Genomic DNA, 22,730 nt, shown 5'->3' with positions numbered 1-22,730 from the left:
CCTGTCGTGGTGGCCGATGCTTCAGAGCCGCTTCTTGACGCCCTTGACCATCCATCCCACCACGGGCAGGTGTTCGTAGAGCATGGCTCCGACGTCGAAGTAATCGCGATGACGGCAGACCCGTTGACCCTGCCACTGCAGGTGGGAGCAGCCAGCCACGCTGATGTTACGTCCGCCACGCAACCTTGGATGCGCCAACTCCATGGTCCAGGTCAAAAAACTGGTGGCACCGAGAAGCTGGCGGTCATGGAATTCGAAATGGCAGTGGCGGACGCCTTCCATCAGGTCGGCGTAATAGGCCATCAGGTTGTCGCGGCCGACATGGCGGTGCAGGGGGTCGGCGAAATCGACATCGTCGCTGTAACACTCTTCGAGGGCGGGCAAGCCGCTGGACGTCAGGGGCTGGAAGAGGGTGCAGAAATGTGTCAACGATTCGATGGTGGGCGCTTCGGATGCTGTCATTGGAGGCTTCCTGAATCGTGATTGGCGTCGTGTCGGTATCAGCCTAGATTCTTGAACGCTTCGAGCGCCCGCTCTCTGGCGAACTTGTGGTCGACGATGGCCGGGGGATAGCCTGTCTTGTGGCGCTGTTCCGCGCTGGGTTCGTGGCGGTTCTTGGCCGGTAGATCGGCCAGCTCCGGAAGCCATTGGGCGATGAATGTCGCCTCCGGATCGAAGCGCCGCGACTGCGTCGTCGGGTTGAAGATCCGGAAGTAGGGCGAAGCATCGGTACCGGTCGATGCGGCCCACTGCCAGCCGCCGTTGTTGGAAGCGAAGTCGCCATCCACCAGATGCTCCATGAAGAAGGCCTCGCCCCGCCGCCAGTCGAGCAGCAGGTGCTTGCTCAGGAACATCGCCGTCACCATGCGCAGCCGGTTGTGCATCCAGCCGGTGGCGACCAGTTGGCGCATCGCGGCATCGACCAGCGGAAAGCCGGTACGGCCTTCGCACCACGCTGCGAAATCCTTGTCGCTGTGGCGCCAGTTCAACTTGTCGGTCTCGAGCTTGAAGGGCCGGTGGCGACAGACGCGGGGAAAACCGACCGCGATATGCTGATAGAACTCGCGCCAGACCAGTTCATTGGTCCAGCTCGCCAGGCCGGCGTCCCCATCGGCCAGGTGGCCACCGTTGTTGGCCATCACCGCTTGCAGGCACTGGCGGTGAGAGATCATGCCGGTAGCGAGATAGGCGGAGAGCTCACTGGTACCGGCAATGGCGGGAAAATCGCGATCGTCGTTGTAGCGGCGCGCCCGCTGCCGCAAAAAATCGGCCAGACGATCGGCGGCCGCTTCCTGGCCAGCCGGCCAGGGCGCCTCCTGGATCTTCGACGGTTGAGGGGGGACGATGTCGGAGCGGTCCCGCTCGGCGAGCGCCGGAATCCGGTCACTGGCGATGTCCAGCCTGGCCTGACGCCGGGGCGTGTCGCGCAGCGCCAGTTGATCGGCACCGACGCGCTGATGCCAGGCCCTGGAGAACGGCGTGAAGACCTTGTAGTACTCATTTTGTCCGGTCAGCAGTTCGCCTGGCTCGAAGGCGATGTGATCGGTGTAGTCGAAGAGGGCCAGACCCGCCTGGGTGAACTCGTCGGTCACCCTTTCGTCACGGCGCTGCTCGTCGAGGGGATACTCACGATTGAAATGGAGCGCCTGGGCGTCGATTCGACGAGCCGCCTCCAGCAGTGTCCCGGGGGCGGCATCGAAATCATCGATATCGCGATACAGCAGCGGAATGTTGAGCGCTTTCAACTCCTCCGCCAGCGCGATGACGCCACGATGCAGAAACGATATCTTGTTGGCGCCATGGCCATGGCTTCGCCACTGTTGCCTGCAGGCAAGATAGATGCCGACCACGGGTCCTTTCATGGCCGCCGCGCTCAACGCCGTGTGATCGAGAGTCCTGAGGTCATTGCGGAACCAGACCAGTTGCGTCGCTGACATGGGCACTTCCCTGTTACCGGTAAATGGACGGCGCATCCATGCGCCGTGTGCTGCCTGCCCGCGTGGCAATGGCACTGCCACCCCCGGTACCGGTCATGTCGGCGAGCTCCCGGCCGGCGCTACCAGTCAGGTGCGGGAGTCGATCATCGCTCGCATCCGACTCAACGCCTGGCTCATGTCCTCGCCGAGCACGGCGACGGCGGTGTTCTCGAGGTCGCTGGCGCGAATGCGGGCAACCGGGCCCACCAGGCACACCGGTGCCTCGCACTGTTCCGCCAGACGCGGCAGCTGGCGGCGGATGACGTCGCTGCGCTCGGCGTGGCCGCTGGCAAGCAGGAGCGCTTCGGTGTCGAGGCGTTCGACGGCGAGCGGGAACTCGCTCAACGGCATCTCCCCATCGATCAACTGAACGCGATAGCCCGAGGCCGACGCCGCCAGACCCATCAACAGTGACCAGAATCCGCTGTCGTCATCCGGCAGCCGCGCTACCAATACCGTGCCTGCGTTGCTCAACTGGTTGGCATGGTAGATTCGCGTCCCGATGCGGGTACGCAGGAAGGACTCCAGCAGGCGGCGCTGCAGTGTGGCGCCGTACTGCTCTCCCCAGCGCTCCTCGAGCTGGGAAACGACGGGCTGCCACAGCTCGGCGATGCACAGGCCGACCGGGTAGAGCGACAGACTCTGATTGAACAGCACTTCCAGTCGGCCGGTGTCCAGCGCTTCGACGGCCTGAATCACATGCTGGCGCTGGCTGGCCCAATCTCCCATCTGGGGAGCGGGCGTCTCCACGGTCTCTGGCTGGTCGAGCAGCTCGCGCACCTGACTGACCGGGACGCCCCGGTTGAGCCATTGCAGAATGCGCTCGACGCGCTCGATATCGTTGCGTCCGTAGAGGCGGTGGCCCTTCGGCGTGCGCTGGGGACGGATCAAGCCGTAGCGCCGTTCCCAGGCGCGCAGCGTGACGGAGTTGACTCCAGTGAGTCGCGATACTTCACGAATCGGGTAGAGCGGCGCGGCACTGGAATCCATTGCCTGATAAGTCATGCAAGTCCTCCCATGAGGTCTCTGCGTGCGCCGTCTCGTCGAATTGGTTGGTCCATATCAATATAGCGAGTCATCATCGCGGGCTAGAGCGGTCCAGAACATCGGCGCGGTCATCTATCGGGGCCGCACCTCATCAATCTGCAGTCGTTTCAACGTGCAATGATGCCCTGATGCCTTGTCACCGTCACCCTGGTTGGGCGCCGGGCGCCACGCAGCCGATGACTTCGACGAGTCGTGACGAGACGATGGATGTCGTCTCGATGCTCCAAGGATGGGTGAAGATGTTGTACGGTTCAAGTGTTTTGTACAACATCGATGCAATGTACAGCGGCTGACCGAAGCGATGCTCGCGATTCGGCGGTGGCGATGAACGCGGGTGGCTGGGCGACCGAGTCGGGTCATCCCAGACAAACCGGGTGTCGTCTCGCGACCTCCTCGATCTGACCCGGGGCCTAGCCCGCGGGTGCCCGCCAGCCGCGGTGAAAGGGGGGCGGGGATCAGGTCCGGATGACGCCTTGGCCGGCCAGTTCGACGGCTATCGCTTCGGGGGCGTTTCGAGGCAGGACTCGTTCGTCTCCCTGGAGGCGAACGCGATGGGAGGGCGATGGGAGGGCGACCCATGCCTGGAGCTCCTGCCCTGGCGACTCGAAGGGCGCTCGCCAGTGGGTGTCGCTGGTACGGCGTGGCGGAAGCGTCGTGGCGGATGAGGTAGGGCCGCTTCCAGTCCGCTAGGGGAGCAGATCGGCGTCGACGAGCGCGTGTAGGCGTCCCGGCTGCTAACCTGTGAATGTTGTACAACTTCGATATGACCGGGAGTAACGACCATGCGCTTGTTGATCACGGGTGGCACGGGGTTCGTCGGACGACGGTTGATCGAGCGGGCCCTGGTGGCCGGCCATGAGGTGATGGTGGTCTCCCGAGACCCCGAGCGGGCCCGCCAGCGGCTTCCCCATGACGTTCGCATAGGCGACGATGCCACGGATTTCGCATCTTCCTCGCCGGAGGCCATCGTCAATCTGGCCGGCGAACCGATCGCCGACCGGCGCTGGAGCGATCCTCAGAAGACGCGCCTGGTCGAATCGCGGCGGCACGCCACGCGGGATGTCGTTGCGCTGTGCGAGCACCTGGCGCAGCAAGGACAGGCGCCGCGGGTGCTCGTTTCCGGTTCGGCCATGGGGTTCTACGGCGATCAGGGCGACCGCGAGGTGACCGAGGAAACCCCGCCCCACGATGAGTTCGCCCATCGCCTGTGTCGGGCCTGGGAAGCGGAAGCCGTCAAGGCCGAAGCGTTCGGGGTGAGAGTCGCCTGCCTGCGCACCGGGCTGGTGCTGGATGCCGGCGGCGGCACGCTGGCCAAGATGATGCCGGCGTTCAAGGCGGGGCTGGGCGGACGTCTCGGCAGCGGGCGGCAGTACATGCCGTGGATCCATCGGGAGGATCTGGTCGGCGCGATCGAATTCCTGCTCGAGGAATCCGCGTTGAGCGGGGCTTTCAACGGCTCGGCGCCCAACCCGGTGACCAATGCCGAATTCACCCGTGCCATGGGGCGCCATCTGCATCGCCCCGCAGCGCTATGCGTTCCCGCGCCGCTCCTGAAGCTCGGGCTGGGAGAGATGTCCCGACTGCTGCTGACCGGCGCCTGCATGCTGCCGCGACGGTTGCAGGAAGCCGGTTTCACCTTCCGCTATCCCACCCTGGACGAGGCGCTGGCGGCCATCGTTTCCCGCTGACCGGCGGGTGGCGATTGCCGCTTTCCTGGCAGGGCGTCGCGGGCGCCGACTAGCGCGCATCCTTGTCGACGGTGACGATCACGCGCACCGCATCGAGACGCAGCGTTGCGCTCTCGATGACGGTGTCGAGTGCGTGCCGCTCGTCGCTCATCGCCCGTAGCTCATCGTCGCGGATGGCGCCGTTGTGTCGCGCCAGTGCCTTGAGCCGCGAGAGTTCCAGGTCCAGCGTTTCCCGCATCTCCCGCTGGGCGCGCTCGACCAGCGTCGGCAACTCGCGTCGTGCTTCCCGCTCCCCCTCTGCCAGCAGTTCCCGGAGCTGATCGTGGCGCGACTTCAGCAGCTCCCTGGCAACGCCTTTCTTGACCCGCTGGAGGTTGCGGGAGAGTCCGCTGAACGTGACCTTGTCCGACAGGTTGGTACCGCTCTCGTCGAGCAGAACGCGGATCCCGGTATCCGGCAGGAAGCGTCCCAGCTGCAGTCTGCGCGGCGCCGGGCAGTGGGTGCGATAGATCAGCTCGAGCATCAGTCTGCCGCCGGGGATGCTGGGGTGCTTGAGCAGGGCGAGCGCGGTGTTGCCGAGGCTGGAGTCGAGCACGCGCTCCATCACGGTCATGACCAGCGGGTGTTCCCAGGAAAGACGCTGGATATCGTCGCGTGCCAGCGCTCTGGTCCGCGAGTAGGTGACGGTAAATCCCTCGTCGCCCTGGGCCAGACCGGGAAGGCTGTCGATCATGTGTGACCCCGGGGCGAGATGCATCAGCCCATTGCCGAGATCCCGCCCATCGACGCCGAATACATCCAGCGCCTGGTCGACGTAGCGCGGCAGGGCACTGTCGTTGTCCTGCTCCACGACCGTGCTGATCACCGCGTCGGCCCGCTCGGGGCGGCAGGCATTCCACTCCAGCAGGCGGTTGCGACCGGCTTCGCGCTCGGCGAGGCGGGCGTCGTTGAAGGCGCGAGTCTCCTCGATCAGGGAGTCCAGGCCGTTACTCTCTTCATGACCGTCGTCGAGGCTTTCGCGCAGGGCGTCGCCGAAGGCCTCGAGCACGTCACCGCCCGCGGCGTGCGGGGCCTCGAATGCAGCGAGTCCATCCCGGTACCAGCGCAGCAACACCTCGGAGGGGCTGCCGTCGATCACCGGAACATGGATATCGATGGGGTGCAGCTGGCCGATGCGGTCGAGCCGTCCGATGCGCTGCTCGAGGAGATCGGGGTGCCACGGCAGATCGAACATCACCAAGTGGTGGCAGAACTGGAAGTTACGCCCCTCCGAGCCGATCTCCGAGCAGATCAGCAGTTGGCAGCCGCTATCGTCGTCGGCGAAAGCGGCTGCCGCGCGGTCGCGCTCGACCAGACTCATCTCTTCATGGAAGACCGGCGCCTGGATGCCGGCTCGCACCCGCATCGCCTCGGCCAGATTCACGGCGGTCTGACGTCGATGGGCGATCACCAGGACCTTCTGCTGGCTGCCCAGTGCTTCGAGCTGGTCGATCAGCCATTCGACCCTGGGGTCGAACTGCCACCATGGCGTGTCGGCGTGGATCGCGTCATCGTGCAGGGCGCGGTATGCCGCTTCGGGATAGAGGCGAGCGTCGTGGGTGCCCAGATCGGCAGCGGTCAGGCGGGCGGCAAAATGGTCATTGCCCTCGCGCAGCTCCTGAAACTGTTCACGGTAGGCCGTGGGCATCGGCAGCGAAGCGACATGGAGGTGACGCTCGGGGAACCCTCCCACATGACGTCGACTGTTGCGGAACATGACGCGACCGGTGCCATGGCGATCCAGTAGCTGTTCGCGCAGCTGGCGTCGGGCGCTCTGCTGCTGATCGATATCGCTTTCGGGATTCAGCAACGTTTCGAGCAGCGCGCGGCTGTCGCCGTCGTCGATGATGGCGCCGATGCGATCGCGTGCGGCGGCATCTCCCGGTAGCTGCTCGAGGGCCTCGATCGCCGCCGCCACGGCCGTGTAACCAGCCTCCTCTTCACGGAAACGCTCCAGATCGTGATAGCGGTCCGGGTCGAGCAGACGCAGTCGGGCGAAATGGCTCTCCAGCCCCATCTGTTCCGGCGTCGCGGTCAGCAGCAGAAGGCCCGCGATATGCGCCGAGAGCCTCTCGATGCAGGCATACCCCGGCCCTTCCGCCTGCGGGGACCAGTCGAGATGATGCGCCTCGTCGACGATCAGCAGGTCCCACTGGCACTCCTCGACCTGGCGTTGCCGGTGGGGGTTGGCGAACAGCCACTCCTGGCTGGCCAAGATGCACTGGCCGCTCTCGAACGGGTTCTCTTCGTCGAACGCCTCGCTCTGGGCTTCGTCGAGCAGGGTGACCGACAGCGAGAAGCGGCGCAGCAATTCGATCAACCACTGATGCGTCAGGCTGGAGGGCACCAGGATCAGGGCGCGATCGACGCGACCGGTCAACAGCAGGCGATGCAGGATCAAGCCCGCTTCGATGGTCTTGCCCAACCCGACCTCGTCGGCGAGCAGCACCCGCGGCGCGTGACGCCGTGACACCTCGTCGGCGATATACAGCTGGTGGGGGATCAGATCGATACGGGGGCCCGCGAGCCCCAGCGCCGGACTGCGGGCGATGCGCTGGTGGTGATGCAGCGAGCGGTAGCGCAATTCGAACCAGTCATTGCGATCGACCTGCCCGGTCAGCAGGCGGTCCTGGGCCTGGTGGAAACGCATGCTGTCGGAGAGCTTGGCTTCGCTGAGCGACACGGTCTCGCCGTCGTCGTTCTGGCCATGATAGATCACGCACCCATCGCGCTCCTCGACGTGCTCGACGGCCAGTTGTCCGCCGTCGGCGGTATCGATGCGATCGCCAGGCCCGAATACGACGCGGGTCAGGGGGGCTTGGCGGGCGCTGTAGGTGCGGGTTTCCTGACTGGCGGTGAACAGCACGGTAACGCTGCGTGCATCGACGGTGAGGATGGTGCCGAGTCCGAGCTCGGTTTCGCCGTCGCTGATCCAACGCTGGCCGGGAGAGAAGTCGCTCATGGTGCCTCGGTCGTGTGTACGCTGCGGGAACGGATCGAATGGGCGACGCATTCTAGCCTAAACCGGGGGCGGCCTTAAGCACTGAAGGATTCGGCATGCCCGGTCAACGGCGTTACACTGCGCCAGCGTCCATTCCGGGGCTAGAGGAGAAGGCATGGCGGGGACAAGTCAACGGGACGGCCTGCGGCGAATGGCCATCGCCAGCCAGGCCACGGGCTTCATCCTGATCATCACGCTGGAAACCGTGCTGGGGGATGAGGCGAGACCGTGGCAGGGCGTGACGCTTGCCGCCATGCTGGTGGCTGCCGGCTGGCTGGCGCTGGTGAGGCGCTATCGGCGCAACAGGGAACGTCGCCGGCAGGGGATGCGCGACGACGTCTGAGCGAGTCTCGTCAGCGGCCAGGCGGGAAGGCGTGGCCGGCTGCGGCAGCGGTTTACATCGGGGGCACGGTACCATCGAGCCCGACGATGACCACCTTGGCCTCGATCGGGTCCTGGGTGATGTCTCCGGCGACGAAGACCGCCGCATCCTGCTTGAGATCGTCCCTGGAGCCCTTGCTGACCTTCACGGTGGGAACATCGCTCGGCACGCGGATCTGCTTGCTGCCATCGCCATAGTCGACGGTCAGCGTCATCATGCCGTCTTCGTCGGCGGCACGGTTCACGGTGCCATTGGTCATGGTCGAACCACTGGAGGCTCCGCCCATCTTGCCACCGCCGTCGGTGGCGCTGACGGTGCCGTTGGTCATGGTCGAGCCGCTGGAGGTTCCACCCATCTTGTCACCACCGTCGGTGGAACTGACGGTGCCATTGGTCATGGTCGAGCCACTGCCGCTGCCGCCCAGTTTTTCACCGCCGGATCCGCCCTCGGTGGCGCCACGTGGCATGTCCCAGGGGTAGTCGCCCTCGCCGGTGCCTTTCATCGATTCCGGAAAGATCACCATCTCCAGCGCTTTCGCCGGCTGCCCGTCCTCGCCGGGCATATTGGCGGTGCCGATGAACGTTCCCTCTTCTATTTCGTCGAGGCTACTCTTGCTGACGGCGGCGAGTCGGGTGTCATCGCCGATTGTCACCCGATGGCTGCTGCCATCGGTGAGGGACTCGACGGTGATGCCGTCGTCGTCGACGGCCGTGATGGTGCCGCGCAGATGGTTGGGGGTGTCCTGCGCTGCGAGGGCACTGGCGGCGAAACAGCCGACGGTCAGGCCGAACAGCGCCAGGCGAAGCGCGCGAGTGGCGTGGATAGCTGGCATGAGAATCCTTCTCCTTGCGAATCGTGGGGCGGCCATCGGGCTAATTTTTCTGAGAAAGCCGCTATCTCGAGTTCAGTCGATCGTGCGGGATTGTCAAGCATCGCCCCCGGCGGGGCACGACGGTATCGCCGCCCTCAGATGCCGGCATACCAGGTGTAGCCTCGGTCCTCCCAGTAGCCGCCCGCGCCTCTCCCGATGGACTCGAAGCTCTCGACCAGCGTGATCGAGGAGAGATACTTCGCCATCTTGTACCCTAGCTGGCGCTCCGCGCGCAGTCGCAGCGGTGCGCCGTTGGCGATGGGGAGCGGCTCGTCGTTGAGCGAGTAGGCGAGTATCGTCTGCGGGTGACGCGCCTCGCTCAGATCCAGGCTCTCGTAGTAATAGTCCTCGCCGCCCAACTGATCCATGCAGTGGAAGACCACGTAGCGGGCCCGAGGCCCGACGCCGGCGCGGTCGAGCAGGTCGGCCAGCACCGGACCGCGCCACTGGCCGATGGCGCTCCAGCCCTCGACGCAGTCGTGGCGCGTGATCTGGGTCCTGGCCGGTAGCGCCTGCAGCGCGTCCAGCGATAGCGACAGCGGGTTGTCTACCATGCCGCCGATCTCCAGGCGCCAGTCGCGAAACCGGTTGGCGGCCAGTTCCCGATAGCGTGGTGCCTGCGGGTCGGTGGAGCCGTTGGGGCGAAAGGTCTCGTCGATCATCGAGGCCGGGTACTCCGGCGCCAGGCCGCGCTCCCCGGCCAGGAAGCGTTGCACGCGCAGGTTCAGCCGCTCGGCCAGACCCAGGGTTTCCACCACGCGGTCGTTACCTGACAGTCGATCGCAGCCGGCCAGCCCCAGCGTGGCGGCGCCCAACGTCATCCGCTGCAGGAAGCGCCTTCGCGGCAGCCCGCGGGAGCCGGTATCACGGTGTTTCATGACGATCTCCTCGAACCGTGTCGGTGGCGCCGGATTGACGCCTGCCACCGGTGACCATGTCGCGGACCTGGCGAATCGGGCCGCTGAGTATCACCATCAGCAGGTGGATCGCCACGAACGCCACCAGCGAGCCGGCGACGATGAAGTGGATCGAGCGTGCGCTCTGGCGGCCACCGAAGAGATCGAGCAGCCAGGGAGCGGCAGCGTTGAGAGTGGGCGACATGCACAGGCCGGTCAGGATCATCAGCGGCAGGGCGACGAACAGCACGCCGAGATAGCTGAGTTTCTGCAGCCCGTTGTAGTGCCCGTGCGCCGTGTGGAAGCGCAGGCGGAGATGATCGAGGATATCGCGGCCCAGGCCGCGCCACTGCGCCGCCGGCAGCCAGAGATCCCGTTTCAGGTGGCCACTGAACAGGGCGTAGAGAGCGAAGATCGCGCCAGCGCCGGCGAACAGCCAGGCAAAGAAGAAATGCCAGAGTCGTCCCATGGTCAGGTACTGATAGCTCGGCAGGGTCAGCCAGGCGGGGAATCCGCGCACGCTGGCCTGATCGCCGTGGCCGGAGTAGCCGAGCACGCCGGTGGTATCGAAGACCCAGGGGCCGAGCGCGGTCTGGCCCTGGATCTCGCCGTCGGCGCCGCGGATGGCGTACATCTCCAGCCAGGGATCGGAGAAATCCGAAGCGCTGCCCCAGTAGAGGGCAGGGTGAGCGTTGAATATCTGCAGGCCGCTCATCAGCAGTACGATCAGGCACCAAAGGTTGAACCAGTGCCAGAGCCGGACGGGAAGCCGATGGCGCCGATCCCGGTGCGACCGGCGTGCGGTATCGTGCGTCATGACATCGTGTCCTCGAGGTCGACGGTCGCTGGCGCCTGCCATGGCGTGCCGACAGGCGGGGCGTTCCAAGATGGCCGCTGCGGTGGCGCGGCTCGCTGTGCTTACCTACTCACCCTCTCATCTTCAGGACAATCGCGTCGCGGCTGCGAGGCGTGGGCAGCCCGGCGGCTATTGGGATTCGAGAACCGGCGAGCACTGGTCGAGCGTCTTGTCCAGCTCGGGGGGGCGGCTATCTTCGCCATCGCCTGGGTCGTAGTTGCGTTGCATCTTGCGGACCTCCGCCGCGGAAAAACGCGCCTGCAGCGCCTTGGTGGCGCATTCGCAGTAGCGCTCGACCTTGGGCCCCTCGATGCCACTGGCGGTGATGTTGGCGCGGCACTGCGCCTGGGACGCCTCGATGGCTTTCGCCGGCCAGGGGGGCGGTGCCTCGCTGTCCTGTGCGCTGACCTGAGCGGCGCTGGCCAAGGCCAGACAGAGCGCGATGGTGGTGGTGGTGCGAAGCCATGTGAACATGAGGATTCTCCTGGCGGGCGGGCCCTGGCGAGCGCTGGTGGCGAGAGGTAAAGATTCTGTCCGATGGGCGGCGCCCCAAGGCGCCGGCTCTGTCGACTCTGCCCGTGCTACCCGAGCTGGAGTGCCTTGATTTGCTCCAGCCAGTTTCCGGCATCACTCTCCTGTATCACTTTAGGGAGTGTAGACGCGCTTGCCCATGCTTCTTAGGTGGGGCCGGCAGCCTTCGGTGAGCCCCCGGCGCGATCCAAGCCGCAATGCGCTAACGGTTCACTGGGAACCTATTTGGAACCTAGACGAGCGCGCAAAGAAAAACCGCCACGAAGGGATTTCCTAAGTGGCGGTTTTCACGATGTTTTGTGGTCGGAATAGCAGGATTCGAACCTACGACCTCTGCCTCCCGAAGGCAGCGCTCTACCAAGCTGAGCTATATTCCGATCAAATCGTCGATTCGTGCCGGTTGGGGCTGTTCGACGGAGGTGAATTATACTCATCAAAGGGCGCGGTGCAACCCTGATCGTGCTGCCTTTTAGACGTCCCGCTCGACGGCCACCCGCGTCAGTGTTTCCATGCTGTCTCGATAAGGGCTCGGCGGCAGGATTTCCAGCTGTTCCCGGGCCTTCTCGGCCATCTCCTCGGCGCGACGCTGGGTATAGTCGAGAGCGCCGGTTTCGCGCACGATCGCCAGCACGTCCGCCAGTTGCTCCAGGCCGCCGTCGGTGATCGCCTGACGGATCAGTGCCGACTGCTCCGGCGTTCCTTCGCGCATGGCGTGAATCAGCGGCAGCGTCGGTTTGCCCTCGGCGAGATCGTCGCCCACGTTCTTGCCCATGGTGTCGGCGTCGCCCTGATAGTCGAGCAGGTCGTCGATCAACTGGAACGCGAGCCCCAGGTAACGGCCGTAAAGCTTGAGCGCTTGCTCCTGCTCGGCGCTGGCGTCGGCGAGGATGGCGCCGCTGTGGGAAGCCGCCTCGAACAGCATCGCGGTCTTGCCCTGGATGGTATCGAAGTAATCCGACTCTTCGATGTCGGCATTGCCGATATTGGTCAGCTGCTGGACTTCGCCTTCGGCGATCACGCAGGTGGCGCCGGAGAGTACCTGCATGATCCGCATCGATCCGACCTCGACCATCATCTGGAACGAGCGCGAGTAGAGGAAGTCGCCGACCAGTACCGAGGGCGCATTGCCCCAGGTGTCGTTGGCGGTGGCCTTGCCACGCCGCCGGCTGGACTCGTCGACGACGTCGTCGTGCAGCAGCGTGGAGGTGTGCATGAACTCGATCAGGGTCGCCAGGGTGACGTGCTTGTCGCCGGGGTAGTCGAGTGCGCGCGCCGCCAGGAGCACCAGCAACGGACGCAGCCGCTTGCCACCACTTTCGATGATGTACTGGCCGATGGTCTCGACCAGCGGTATTCGCGACGCCAACTGAGCGAGGATCGTGCGATTGACGGCGGCGAAGTCCTCAGCCACCGATGCATGGATGGATGCAGCGTTGGATTGCATGGTCGGCTTGTCAATGAATCGGGTGGGGCCGCTCTGAGTCGGGCCGAGAGAGGCGATGTGAGGGGGTATGCTAGGTGGCGCCTACAGGTGCGTCAACCGACGGAGGCACGGCGACGGGCCCGTTTCCCGCCTTCGCCGACATCGACGAATATTGGCGGCGCAAGGGCTTGCCTGGTTTCGCTGCAATCGTTATAATCCGCCGCCCAACTCATCATGCTCCCTGTCAGATGGTTGCCGGAAGGGGCACCACTCGACGCAGGTCGATGAAAGAGCGATTCGTACCGATGAGCTTGGCCGACGAGCTTCGGCTCCAAAAGCCCTGGAGAAAGAGTTATGTACGCTGTTATCAAGAGCGGCGGTAAGCAATACCGCGTGCAGGAAGGTCAGACACTGAAGCTTGAGAAGCTGGAAGTGCCGACCGGCGAGACCCTGGAATTCGATCAGGTTCTGCTGGTCGCCGACGGTGACGACATCAAGGTCGGCGCACCGTTGGTCGGCGGCGCCAAGGTGGCCGCTGAAATCGTTTCTCACGGCCGCGGCGACAAGGTGCAGATCATCAAGTTCCGCCGTCGTAAGCATCACATGAAGCGTCAGGGCCACCGTCAGTGGTTCACTGAAGTCAAGATCACCGGAATCTCCGCTTAAGCGGGACATTCCCCCAGAGAGAGGTATTCGCCATGGCTCATAAGAAGGCCGCCGGTAGTACGCGCAACGGTCGCGATTCCGAATCCAAACGCCTGGGTGTCAAGCTGTACGGTGGACAGAAGGCTACGGCCGGTAACATTATCGTCCGTCAGCGCGGCACCAAGTTCCATCCGGGTAGCGGTGTGGGTATCGGCAAGGACCACACCCTGTTCGCACTGAATGACGGCGTCATCAAGTTCGAACAGAAAGGCCCGAGAAACCGCAAGTTCGTGAGTGTAGTCTCCGCCTGAGACATCACGGACCTTGTGTGAAAAGCCCCGCTCAGGCGGGGCTTTTTCGTTGTTGCGGCAATATCATGCGGTATCCACGCGCGCGGCGCTCGCCGCCGGGAGAGTGACATGCAGTTCGTCGATGAAACCTCGATCACCGTCGAAGCTGGCAGGGGCGGCAACGGCTGTCTCAGCTTCCGGCGCGAAAAGTACGTGCCCAAGGGCGGCCCCGATGGTGGCGACGGCGGCCATGGCGGCAATGTCTACCTGATCGGCGACGAGTCGCTGAACACCCTGATCGACTTCAAGTTCCAGCGCTTCTACAAGGCCCAGAGCGGCCAGCAGGGGCAGGGGCGCCAGATGAGCGGCAAGGCCGGCGACGACTTGCACGTCAAGGTGCCGGTGGGTACCACGGTGATCGACGAGGACACTCTCGAAGTGATTGCCGACGTGACCTCCGAGGGTCAGGTCGTGCTGGTGGCCCAGGGTGGGCGCCGAGGGCTTGGCAATATCCATTTCAAGTCCTCGACCAATCGCTCGCCGCGCCGGACCACGCCGGGCACCGACGGCGAGCGGCGCAAGCTGCGCCTGGAAATGAAGGTGATGGCCGACGTGGGGTTGCTGGGGCTGCCCAACGCCGGCAAGTCCACACTGATCCGGGCGGTCTCCGCGGCCAAGCCGAAGGTGGCCAACTACCCCTTCACCACGCTGGTGCCCAATCTGGGAGTGGTCAAGCTCGGCACGCATGAGCACTTCGTGATGGCGGACGTGCCCGGGCTGATCGAAGGGGCCTCGGATGGTGCCGGGCTCGGGCTGCGCTTTCTCAAGCACCTGACCCGCACGCGACTGCTGCTGCATGTGGTCGATGCCGCGCCGTTCGACGAGTCCGATCCGGTGGCGGCGGTCGAGGCGATCGCCCGGGAGCTGTCGCAGTTCTCGCCGACGCTGGCCGAGCTGCCGCGCTGGCTGGTGATCAACAAGCTCGACCTGCTGCCGGCGGAGGATCGCGAGGCGCGGGTGGCGGACATCGTCTCGCGACTGGACTGGCAGGGGCCGGTGTTCCGGATTTCGGCGATCTCCAGCGAAGGCACGGACGACCTGGTGCAGTCGGCGCACCGTTGGCTCACCGAACAGCGACAGCTGGAACACGATGACGAAGAGGCCGCGGAGCGCGAGCGCGAGATGCGTCGGCGCATGGAGGCCGAGTCGGTGGAGCGGGTGGAAGCGCATCAGACCCGTCTGCGTGTCAAGCGTGGCGAAGTCGTCGAGGAGTTCGACGATGACGACGACGACCACGATGTCGAAGTGGAATATACGCGTTGAACCCTTCGTGGGTCATGTCGGACGGAGATTGAGATGGCGACGGATGGACGCATGGGGCGCGGTGTCCTCGAAGGCGCGCGGCGGGTCGTGGTCAAGATCGGCAGCGCCTTGCTGACCAACGATGGGCGCGGGCTCGACGATGCGGCCATTGGCGGCTGGGTCGACCAGATGGCGGAGCTGCATCGGCGCGGCGTCGAGGTCGTGCTGGTCTCGTCCGGCTCCATCGCCGAAGGCATGGTGCGGTTGGGGTGGCACGCGCGGCCGACGGCCGTGCACGAGCTGCAGGCGGCCGCCGCCGTCGGCCAGAGCGGGCTGTCCCAGTGCTACGAAACGCATTTCGCCCGCCACGACCTGCGCAGTGCCCAGGTATTGCTGACCCACGACGATCTTTCTAACCGCAAGCGCTACCTAAATGCGCGCTCGGCGCTGCGCACCCTGGTGCAGCTCGGCGTGATCCCGGTGATCAACGAGAACGACACCGTGGTGACCGACGAGATCCGCTTCGGCGACAACGATACCCTGGGGGCGCTGGTGGCCAATCTGCTCGAGGCCGATGCGCTTCTGATCCTGACTGACCAGGAGGGGCTGTTCGATGCCGATCCGCGCCACAACGCCGATGCCAGACTGATCGACGAAGCTCGGGCGGACGATCCCGGCCTCGATGCGGTCGCTGGTGGTGGAGGTGTACTGGGCCGAGGCGGCATGGCGACCAAGTTGCGGGCGGCCCGGCTGGCGGCCCGTTCCGGCGCGGTCACCGCGATCGCCAGCGGGCGCCAGGCGGCGGTGCTCAACCGGCTGCTCGAGGGCGAGTCGCTGGGGACGCTGCTGTATCCGGATCACGCGCCGCTGGCGGCTCGCAAGCGTTGGCTTGCCGGACAGCTGCAGGTGCGCGGCACACTGACCCTGGATGCCGGCGCGGTCAAGGTGCTGCGTGGCCAGGGGTCGAGCCTGTTGCCGGTGGGTGTCAAGCAAGTTGAGGGCACCTTTCGACGTGGCGACATGGTGGTGTGTGTCGACGAGCGGGGCGCGCGAGTGGCCAAGGGTTTGGTCAACTACTCGAGCGCCGACGCTGCTCGGCTCGTTGGACAGCCCAGTCAGCGCATCGCCGAAATCCTGGGCTACATGGAGGCGCCGGAGCTGATCCATCGAGACAATCTGGTGGTGATCTGAAACACTCCGGATGCACCAGTTGCTGCTGGATACCCCGTGGGTCCTGTGATAGAATCCCGCATCCTCTCAGACATGGCCCGTTAAGACTGCCTAAACGCAGTCGAAAATGGCCCCAAGCGTTGCTCGGGAGCCATTGAACATTCGGCCGAATCATTCAGGGTTGCCTGAAGCGGTTTCGAGGCTGTCCTGGGTGATTTAACTTACAGAATTGACTGTCAACATCTCCAAGGAGTCGACGGTGGCGAATACCAAGCAGGCGCGTAAGCGCGCACGTCAGGCGGAAGACCGCCGCAAGCTCAACGCAAGTCAGCGTTCCATGGTTCGTACCTATATCAAGCGTGTGATCAAGGCTATCCAGTCTGGCGATCAGGCGCAGGCGAACACCGAGTTCAAGGCCGCTCAGCCGGTCATCGATCGCATCGCCGACAAGGACGCCATGTCTAAGAAGAAGGCCGCGCGCATCAAGAGTCGCCTGAACAAGCGAATTAAGGCGCTGGCTGCCTGAGCCGGACGCGCTTGACGAAAAACCGGCTTCGGCCGGTTTTTTTGTGGCCTGCCATCCATGGTGGCCACCCTGCGGGCTGTCGCTGCGCGACGCCAAGAATCGCTCCCGGCGATTTTTTGTGGCTGCCTTTCGTGGCCCGGGCGTCGAGGTCTCGATGTCGAAGTCAGGGTCTCGGTAGCAACGGCTCGAGATCGCCACGGGAGCAGCGCAGCGGGCGATGGGGGATTTCCTGAAGTGAGCGACGGCGCGGCATGAGCGAACAGCACGGACCTGCGGACGGTACGACGGACAAGACGACGGTGGCCGACGCGGTGGCGGCGGGAACCGCGACCCCGGTCTCTCGCCGCGGGCTGCTGCGCTCCGGCATGGTCGTCAGCACGATGACGCTGCTGTCGCGCGTGCTCGGCCTGGCGAGAGATGTGGTGATCGCCGCACTGCTGGGTGCCGGTAGTGGGGCGGACGCGTTTTTCGTGGCGTTCAAGATTCCCAACTTCATGCGTCGCCTGTTCGCCGAAGGGGCATTCAACCAGGCTTTCGTGCCGGTGCTCTCGGAGTACGCCACCCAGCGCACCCGGGCCGAGGTTCGCGAACTGCTCGATGCGGTCTCCGGCAGCCTCAGCGTGGTGTTGGCGCTGATCACGGCGCTGGCCATCGCTGCCGCGCCATGGCTGGTATGGCTCTTCGCGCCCGGCTTCAAGGCGGACCCCGGCAAACTGGCACTGACCGCCGACATGCTGCGGCTGACCTTTCCCTATCTGCTGCTGATCTCGTTGACAGCCTTTGCGGGTAGCGTGCTCAACACCTGGGAGCGCTTCGCGATACCCGCCTTCACGCCGGTGCTGCTCAATGTCTGCATGATCGGCGCGGCGGTCTGGCTGACGCCCTGGATGGAAGACCCGGCCATGGGCCTGGCCTGGGGGGTATTGATCGCCGGCGCGGCCCAGTTGCTGTTCCAGCTTCCGTTCCTGGCCCGGCTGGGACTGATGCCACGGCCGCGGGCGCGGTTCCGGCACCCCGGCGTCCGGCGCATTCTGCGATTGATGACCCCGGCATTGTTCGGCGTGTCCGTCTCGCAGATCAATCTGCTGCTGGATACGGTGCTGGCATCGTTTCTGGTCTCCGGCAGTGTCTCCTGGCTCTACTACTCCGATCGGCTGGTGGAGCTGCCGCTGGGCGTATTCGGGATCGCCATCGCCACGGTGATTTTGCCGGCGCTCTCCAAGCGGCATGCCGACGAATCCCGGGAACATTTCGCGCGCATGCTGGACTGGGCGTTGCGGATGGTGCTGCTGATCGGGCTGCCGGCCGCGCTGGCGCTGATACTGCTGGCCGAACCGTTGCTGGTCAGCCTGTTCCACTACGGCGCGATGACCGATCACGACGTGGTCATGGCCGCGCGCAGCCTGCGGGCCTATGCACTGGGGTTGCTGGCGTTCATGCTGATCAAGGTGTTGGCGCCGGGCTATTTTGCGCGCCAGGACACCAAGACGCCGGTCAAGATCGGCATCGTGGCGATGTTCGCCAACATGGTGATGAACCTGGCGCTCATCGTGCCGTTGGCGCACGCCGGGTTGGCGCTCGCCACGGCACTGTCGGCGTTTCTCAATGCCGGGCTGCTGGGATTGGGACTGCGCCGTCAGGGTGTGTTGAAGTTCCAGCCCGGCTGGGGGCGCTACGCCATCCAGGTCGTCGGCGGCTGCCTGCTGATGGGCGCCGCGCTATGGTGGCTGTCGCCGGAGTGGCACACCTGGGTGACCTGGAGCGCGCTGCATCGCGCCGTCATGCTGACGGCATTGGTGATCGGCGGTTCGGTGATCTATTTTGGCTGGCTGGCGCTCAGCGGCGTCCGTCTGAGAGACTTCCGCCTGCACGGCTGATAGGGGAAGGGGCCTTGTTTATACTGACGCTTTTCGAGGCAGCGACGCGGCTCGCGTCGAAACGGGAACAGACTCCATGGAACTGATCCGAGGCCTGCACAATTTGCCCCCCGGAAGCCCTGATCCGCAGGGCCAGGCGGCGCGTGGCTGCGTGGCGACCATCGGCAACTTCGATGGCGTGCATCTTGGACATCAGGCCATTCTCGAGCAGTTGCAGACGCTGTCCCGGTCGCAGAAGCTGCCGGTCACGGTGGTGATCTTCGAGCCGCAGCCGCGCGAGTACTTCGCCGGCGACCAGGCGCCGCCGCGACTGACCCGGCTGCGCGACAAGGTGGCGTTGCTCAAGGCTCACGGCGCCGACCGGATCCTGTGTCTGCCGTTCAACGATGCCTTGCGCAGCCTCACTGCCCGGCAGTTCATCGAGCGGGTGTTGATCGACGGTCTGCAGGTGAAGCATCTGGTGGTGGGCGACGATTTCCGTTTCGGTTGCGACCGGGCCGGCGACTTCACGCTACTGCAGGCCGTCGGACGCGAGCGCGGCTTTGCCGTCGAGCATACCCGAACCTTCACCCTCGACGACGAGCGCGTCTCGAGCACTCGGGTACGTACGCTGCTGGCCAGCGGCAATTTCTTCCAGGCCGCGCGGATGCTGGGCCGACCTCACGGTTATCAGGGGCGGGTCGTCCGCGACCGCCAGTTGGGCCGCACGATCGGCGTGCCCACCGCCAACATCCCGCTGACCCGGCGGCCCATGGCGCTGCGCGGCGTGTTCGCCTGCGCGACCCGACTGGCGAATGGGGAGTGGGTCGCGGGCGCGGCCAACATCGGCTGGCGTCCCACCGTGGGCGCCGATCAGCCGATGCTGGAGGTACATCTGCTGGATCGCGAGCTCGACCTTTATGGCGAGATGCTCACCGTCGTTCCCTGCGCCCGGTTGCGCGGCGAAGCCAAGTTCGACCAATTCGACGCCCTGGTCGCGCAGATCCATCGCGATCTCGACAACACTCGCCGCTATTTTGCGCGGCCGGAACAGCAGTCGGGCTCGGCTCCCGAGCCGGGGCCGGCGGAGATCGAGGCCGCAGCCGGTGGACTCTGCGCCGCCTCGTTGCCTCAGGCACGGTTTCCGCTCGCCTCGGCACCGTTGCCACCCGAACCGTCGAATCCCGGCGGGGCCGCGCACGCGGCGCCCAATGACGCCGGCGGCGACTGAACAGCTTGAACGTCACGAATACCGCTCGGGCCTCGCGGATAGCGTCCTGAGCGGCACGAATATAGCCTCGAGCGCCACGATACCAACCTCGAGTGCCACGACATCAGCCCTGAGCGGACCGAAAAAGCCATGAGCGACTACAAGCACACGCTGAATCTGCCCTCGACCGACTTCCCCATGCGCGGCAATCTGCCGGCGCGGGAGCCGGGCCGAATCGCGCAGTGGAACGACATGAACCTCTACGCCAAGCTGCGTGAGGCACGTCGGGGGCGCGAGCGCTTCGTGCTCCACGACGGTCCTCCCTACGCCAACGGCAGCATTCACATCGGTCATGCGGTCAACAAGCTGCTCAAGGACTTCATCGTCAGGTCGAAGAGCCTGGCCGGCTTCGACGCCCCCTACGTACCCGGCTGGGACTGCCACGGCCTGCCCATCGAGCACAAGGTCGAGACCACCCACGGCAAGCACCTGCCGGCGGACGAGGCCCGGGCGCTGTGCCGCGAGTATGCGGCCGCCCAGGTCGAGGTGCAGAAGGAAGGCTTCGTGCGCCTCGGGGTTCAGGGCGACTGGGACCACCCCTACCTGACCATGAACTTCGCCAACGAGGCGGGCGAGATTCGTGCCCTGGCCGAGATGGTCAAGGGTGGCTACGTGTTCAAGGGACTCAAGCCGGTCAACTGGTGCTTCGACTGCGGCTCGGCACTGGCCGAAGCCGAGGTCGAGTACCAGGACAAGCAGTCCGATGCGATCGATGTCGCCTTCCCGGCGGTCGACGATGCCGGACTGGCGACGGCGTTCGGGCTGGATTCGCTGGCCAAGCCGGCGGCGGCAGTGATCTGGACCACCACGCCATGGACGATTCCCGCCAACCAGGCGATGAACGTGCACCCGGAGTTCACCTACGCCCTGGTCGATACCGGCGAGCGTCTGCTGCTGCTGGCCGAGGAACTGGTCGAATCGAGCCTGGAACGTTTCGGCCTGAGCGGCGAGATCATCGCCACCGCCCCGGGCGAACGTCTCGAGCGCATCGCTTTCCGGCATCCGCTGGCGGCACTGGAGAGCGGCTACGACCGGCTCTCGCCGATCTATCTGGCCGACTACGTCGAGCTGGGCGCCGGTACCGGTATCGTTCACTCGGCGCCGGCCTACGGCGAGGATGACTTCCACTCCTGCCGCCGTTACGGCATGAGCTTCGACGAGATCCTCAACCCGGTGCAGAGCAACGGCGTCTACGTCGAGACACTGCCACTGTTCGGCGGCCAGATGATCTGGAAGGCGAATCCGCAGATCGTCGCCAAGCTGGAAGAGGCCGGCGCGCTGATGGCCCACGACAGGATCACCCACAGCTACATGCACTGCTGGCGTCACAAGACGCCGGTCATCTACCGCGCCACGGCCCAGTGGTTCGTGGGCATGGATCTCGAGGGTGCCGATGGCCGCACGCTGCGCGACAAGGCGCTGGCGGGTGTCGACGCCACCGGTTTCATTCCCGGGTGGGGGCAGGCGCGGCTGCACGCGATGATCGCCAATCGCCCCGACTGGTGCATCTCGCGGCAGCGCAACTGGGGCGTGCCGATCCCGTTCTTTATCGACAAGGCGAGCGGCGAGCTGCATCCGCGCACCGTCGAGCTGATGGAAACCGTCGCCGAACATGTCGAGCGCGACGGTATCGAGGCCTGGTTCAGGCTCGACCCGCGCGAGCTGCTGGGCGACGAGGCCGACCAGTACGAGAAGGTGACCGACACCCTCGACGTCTGGTTCGATTCCGGCACCACCCACTGGCACGTGCTGCGCGGCTCCCACGCGCTCGGCCACGAGCAAGGGCCCCGCGCCGATCTCTACCTCGAAGGCTCGGACCAGCATCGCGGCTGGTTCCATTCGTCGCTGCTGACCGGTTGCGCCATCGATGGCCATCCGCCCTACAAGGCGCTGCTGACTCACGGTTTCACCGTGGACGAGAAGGGCCGCAAGATGTCCAAGTCGCTGGGCAACGTGGTCGCGCCGCAGCAGGTGATGGACAAGCTGGGGGCCGACATCCTGCGGCTGTGGGTCGCCTCTACCGACTACTCCGGCGAGATGGCGGTCTCCGACGAGATCCTCAAGCGCACCGCCGATGTCTATCGCCGAATCCGCAATACCTCGCGCTTTCTGCTCGGCAACCTGACCGGATTCGACCCGGCCACCGACACCGTCGCCTTCGACGACATGCTGGCGCTGGATCGCTGGGCGGTGGGTCGCGCCGCCGAACTGCAGGCGCGCATTCAGCAGGCCTATGGCGACTATCGGTTCCGTGACGTCTACCAGCAGGTTCACGACTTCTGCGCCCGCGACATGGGCGGGTTCTATCTGGACATCATCAAGGATCGCCAGTACACCACCCAGCCCGACTCGCTGGCGCGACGCAGCTGCCAGACGGCGCTTTATCATATCGTCGAGGCGCTGGCGCGCTGGATCGCGCCGATCCTCTCGTTCACCGCCGATGAGATCTACGAGAACATCCCCGGGGCGCGTGGCGAGAGCGTGCATCTCGAGACCTATTACGACGGGCTGAGCCAACTGCCTGAAAATGCCGAGATGGGGCGGCAGTTCTGGGAACAGGTGATCGCGGTCAAGCAGGCGGTCAACAAACAGCTCGAGGATGCGCGCAACGAGGGCGTGATCAAGGGCGCCCTGGACAGCGAGGTGACGCTCTACGTCGACGACGCACTGCACGCGCTGCTGTCCCGTTTCGAGGACGAACTGCGTTTCGTGCTGATCACTTCCGAAGCCACGCTGAAGCCGTTGACGGCAGCGGGCGATGCCAAGTCCACCGAGCTGGAGGGGCTCAAGGTCGCGGTACGCATGAGTCCGTACGAGAAGGACGAGCGCAGCTGGGAGCGGCGGCCGGATGTCGGCGCCAATCCCGAGCACCCGACGCTGTCGGCGCGCTCCATCGCCAACCTGCCGGATGGCCCGGGAGAGGTACGCCGCTTTGCCTGATTCCGCTTCCCACCCCGCCAC

19 protein-coding genes and 1 tRNA gene are annotated in these 22,730 nt (G+C 65.2%); 10 read left to right on the top strand and 10 right to left on the bottom strand.

Going from position 1 to position 22,730, the window contains the following annotated elements:
• Window positions 1–21 precede the first annotated feature (21 nt).
• The 3 genes from AAGT95_RS04135 to AAGT95_RS04125 form a co-directional block, all read right to left on the bottom strand.
• Entirely contained in the window at window positions 22–462 is a 441-nt protein-coding gene (locus AAGT95_RS04135) for a nuclear transport factor 2 family protein (RefSeq protein ID WP_342595651.1), read from the bottom strand.
• Window positions 463–500: 38 nt separating this feature from the next.
• The gene (gene phrB, locus AAGT95_RS04130) at window positions 501–1,937 is read right to left on the bottom strand and encodes a deoxyribodipyrimidine photo-lyase (protein WP_342595650.1); all 1,437 of its coding nucleotides are present in this window, start codon (window positions 1,935–1,937) and stop codon (window positions 501–503) included.
• A gap of 126 nt (window positions 1,938–2,063) precedes the next feature.
• Complete coding sequence (locus tag AAGT95_RS04125) at window positions 2,064–2,981, bottom strand: MerR family transcriptional regulator (RefSeq protein ID WP_110603368.1); 918 nt, start codon at window positions 2,979–2,981, stop codon at window positions 2,064–2,066.
• Window positions 2,982–3,805: 824 nt separating this feature from the next.
• Here AAGT95_RS04125 and AAGT95_RS04120 point away from each other — a divergent pair.
• A complete protein-coding gene (locus AAGT95_RS04120) occupies window positions 3,806–4,711 on the top strand; it encodes a TIGR01777 family oxidoreductase (RefSeq protein ID WP_342595649.1) in 906 nt (301 codons plus the stop codon).
• A gap of 49 nt (window positions 4,712–4,760) precedes the next feature.
• On the opposite strand, the gene rapA is transcribed toward AAGT95_RS04120, so the two are convergent.
• Window positions 4,761–7,712 carry an RNA polymerase-associated protein RapA gene (gene rapA, locus AAGT95_RS04115; protein ID WP_342595648.1) on the bottom strand — a complete coding sequence of 984 codons (2,952 nt, stop codon included), beginning with the start codon at window positions 7,710–7,712 and terminating at the stop codon, window positions 4,761–4,763.
• Between the two features lie 154 nt (window positions 7,713–7,866).
• On the opposite strand from rapA, the gene AAGT95_RS04110 reads away from it, so the two are divergent.
• On the top strand, window positions 7,867–8,094 hold the full coding sequence (locus AAGT95_RS04110) for a hypothetical protein (RefSeq protein WP_342595647.1): 228 nt from the start codon (window positions 7,867–7,869) through the stop codon (window positions 8,092–8,094).
• 52 nt (window positions 8,095–8,146) lie between these two features.
• Here the strand turns inward: AAGT95_RS04110 and AAGT95_RS04105 are convergent, their stop codons facing one another.
• The 6 genes from AAGT95_RS04105 to ispB form a co-directional block, all read right to left on the bottom strand.
• Window positions 8,147–8,965, bottom strand: coding sequence for a hypothetical protein (locus AAGT95_RS04105; protein ID WP_342595646.1), 819 nt, complete (start codon window positions 8,963–8,965; stop codon window positions 8,147–8,149).
• A gap of 134 nt (window positions 8,966–9,099) precedes the next feature.
• On the bottom strand, window positions 9,100–9,882 hold the full coding sequence (locus AAGT95_RS04100; protein ID WP_342595645.1) for a molybdopterin-binding protein: 783 nt from the start codon (window positions 9,880–9,882) through the stop codon (window positions 9,100–9,102).
• The gene (locus AAGT95_RS04095; RefSeq protein WP_342595644.1) at window positions 9,869–10,717 is read right to left on the bottom strand and encodes a cytochrome b/b6 domain-containing protein; all 849 of its coding nucleotides are present in this window, start codon (window positions 10,715–10,717) and stop codon (window positions 9,869–9,871) included. Before AAGT95_RS04095 ends, AAGT95_RS04100 begins: the two co-directional genes overlap by 14 nt.
• A gap of 168 nt (window positions 10,718–10,885) precedes the next feature.
• Window positions 10,886–11,230 carry a hypothetical protein gene (locus AAGT95_RS04090; protein WP_342595643.1) on the bottom strand — a complete coding sequence of 115 codons (345 nt, stop codon included), beginning with the start codon at window positions 11,228–11,230 and terminating at the stop codon, window positions 10,886–10,888.
• A 357-nt stretch (window positions 11,231–11,587) separates the two neighbouring features.
• Window positions 11,588–11,664 (bottom strand) — tRNA-Pro (locus tag AAGT95_RS04085).
• A gap of 92 nt (window positions 11,665–11,756) precedes the next feature.
• Complete coding sequence (gene ispB, locus AAGT95_RS04080; protein ID WP_342595642.1) at window positions 11,757–12,731, bottom strand: octaprenyl diphosphate synthase; 975 nt, start codon at window positions 12,729–12,731, stop codon at window positions 11,757–11,759.
• Window positions 12,732–13,064: 333 nt separating this feature from the next.
• Here ispB and rplU point away from each other — a divergent pair, with 333 nt between their 5' ends.
• The 8 genes from rplU to ileS all read left to right on the top strand — a co-directional run bounded on the left by rplU (window position 13,065) and on the right by ileS (window position 22,709).
• The gene (gene rplU / locus AAGT95_RS04075; RefSeq protein WP_110603385.1) at window positions 13,065–13,376 is read left to right on the top strand and encodes a 50S ribosomal protein L21; all 312 of its coding nucleotides are present in this window, start codon (window positions 13,065–13,067) and stop codon (window positions 13,374–13,376) included.
• 32 nt (window positions 13,377–13,408) lie between these two features.
• Complete coding sequence (gene rpmA, locus AAGT95_RS04070; RefSeq protein ID WP_110603387.1) at window positions 13,409–13,666, top strand: 50S ribosomal protein L27; 258 nt, start codon at window positions 13,409–13,411, stop codon at window positions 13,664–13,666.
• Window positions 13,667–13,774: 108 nt separating this feature from the next.
• Window positions 13,775–14,968: a GTPase ObgE gene (obgE, locus tag AAGT95_RS04065; protein ID WP_342595641.1), complete on the top strand. Its 1,194-nt coding sequence runs from the start codon at window positions 13,775–13,777 to the stop codon at window positions 14,966–14,968.
• Window positions 14,969–15,001: 33 nt separating this feature from the next.
• On the top strand, window positions 15,002–16,138 hold the full coding sequence (proB, locus tag AAGT95_RS04060) for a glutamate 5-kinase (protein ID WP_110603391.1): 1,137 nt from the start codon (window positions 15,002–15,004) through the stop codon (window positions 16,136–16,138).
• A gap of 238 nt (window positions 16,139–16,376) precedes the next feature.
• The gene (rpsT, locus tag AAGT95_RS04055; protein WP_110603393.1) at window positions 16,377–16,643 is read left to right on the top strand and encodes a 30S ribosomal protein S20; all 267 of its coding nucleotides are present in this window, start codon (window positions 16,377–16,379) and stop codon (window positions 16,641–16,643) included.
• 365 nt (window positions 16,644–17,008) lie between these two features.
• Complete coding sequence (gene murJ, locus AAGT95_RS04050; RefSeq protein ID WP_342596516.1) at window positions 17,009–18,520, top strand: murein biosynthesis integral membrane protein MurJ; 1,512 nt, start codon at window positions 17,009–17,011, stop codon at window positions 18,518–18,520.
• 76 nt (window positions 18,521–18,596) lie between these two features.
• Window positions 18,597–19,730 carry a bifunctional riboflavin kinase/FAD synthetase gene (gene ribF / locus AAGT95_RS04045; protein ID WP_342595640.1) on the top strand — a complete coding sequence of 378 codons (1,134 nt, stop codon included), beginning with the start codon at window positions 18,597–18,599 and terminating at the stop codon, window positions 19,728–19,730.
• 129 nt (window positions 19,731–19,859) lie between these two features.
• Window positions 19,860–22,709 carry an isoleucine--tRNA ligase gene (gene ileS, locus AAGT95_RS04040; RefSeq protein WP_342595639.1) on the top strand — a complete coding sequence of 950 codons (2,850 nt, stop codon included), beginning with the start codon at window positions 19,860–19,862 and terminating at the stop codon, window positions 22,707–22,709.
• The last annotated feature ends 21 nt before the right edge of the window (window positions 22,710–22,730 follow it).

The organism is Salinicola lusitanus, from assembly GCF_038648475.1.
Taxonomy (GTDB): domain Bacteria; phylum Pseudomonadota; class Gammaproteobacteria; order Pseudomonadales; family Halomonadaceae; genus Salinicola; species Salinicola lusitanus.
Note: the sequence above shows the minus strand (reverse complement) of the source record. Positions and strands in the feature narration are given on the sequence as shown.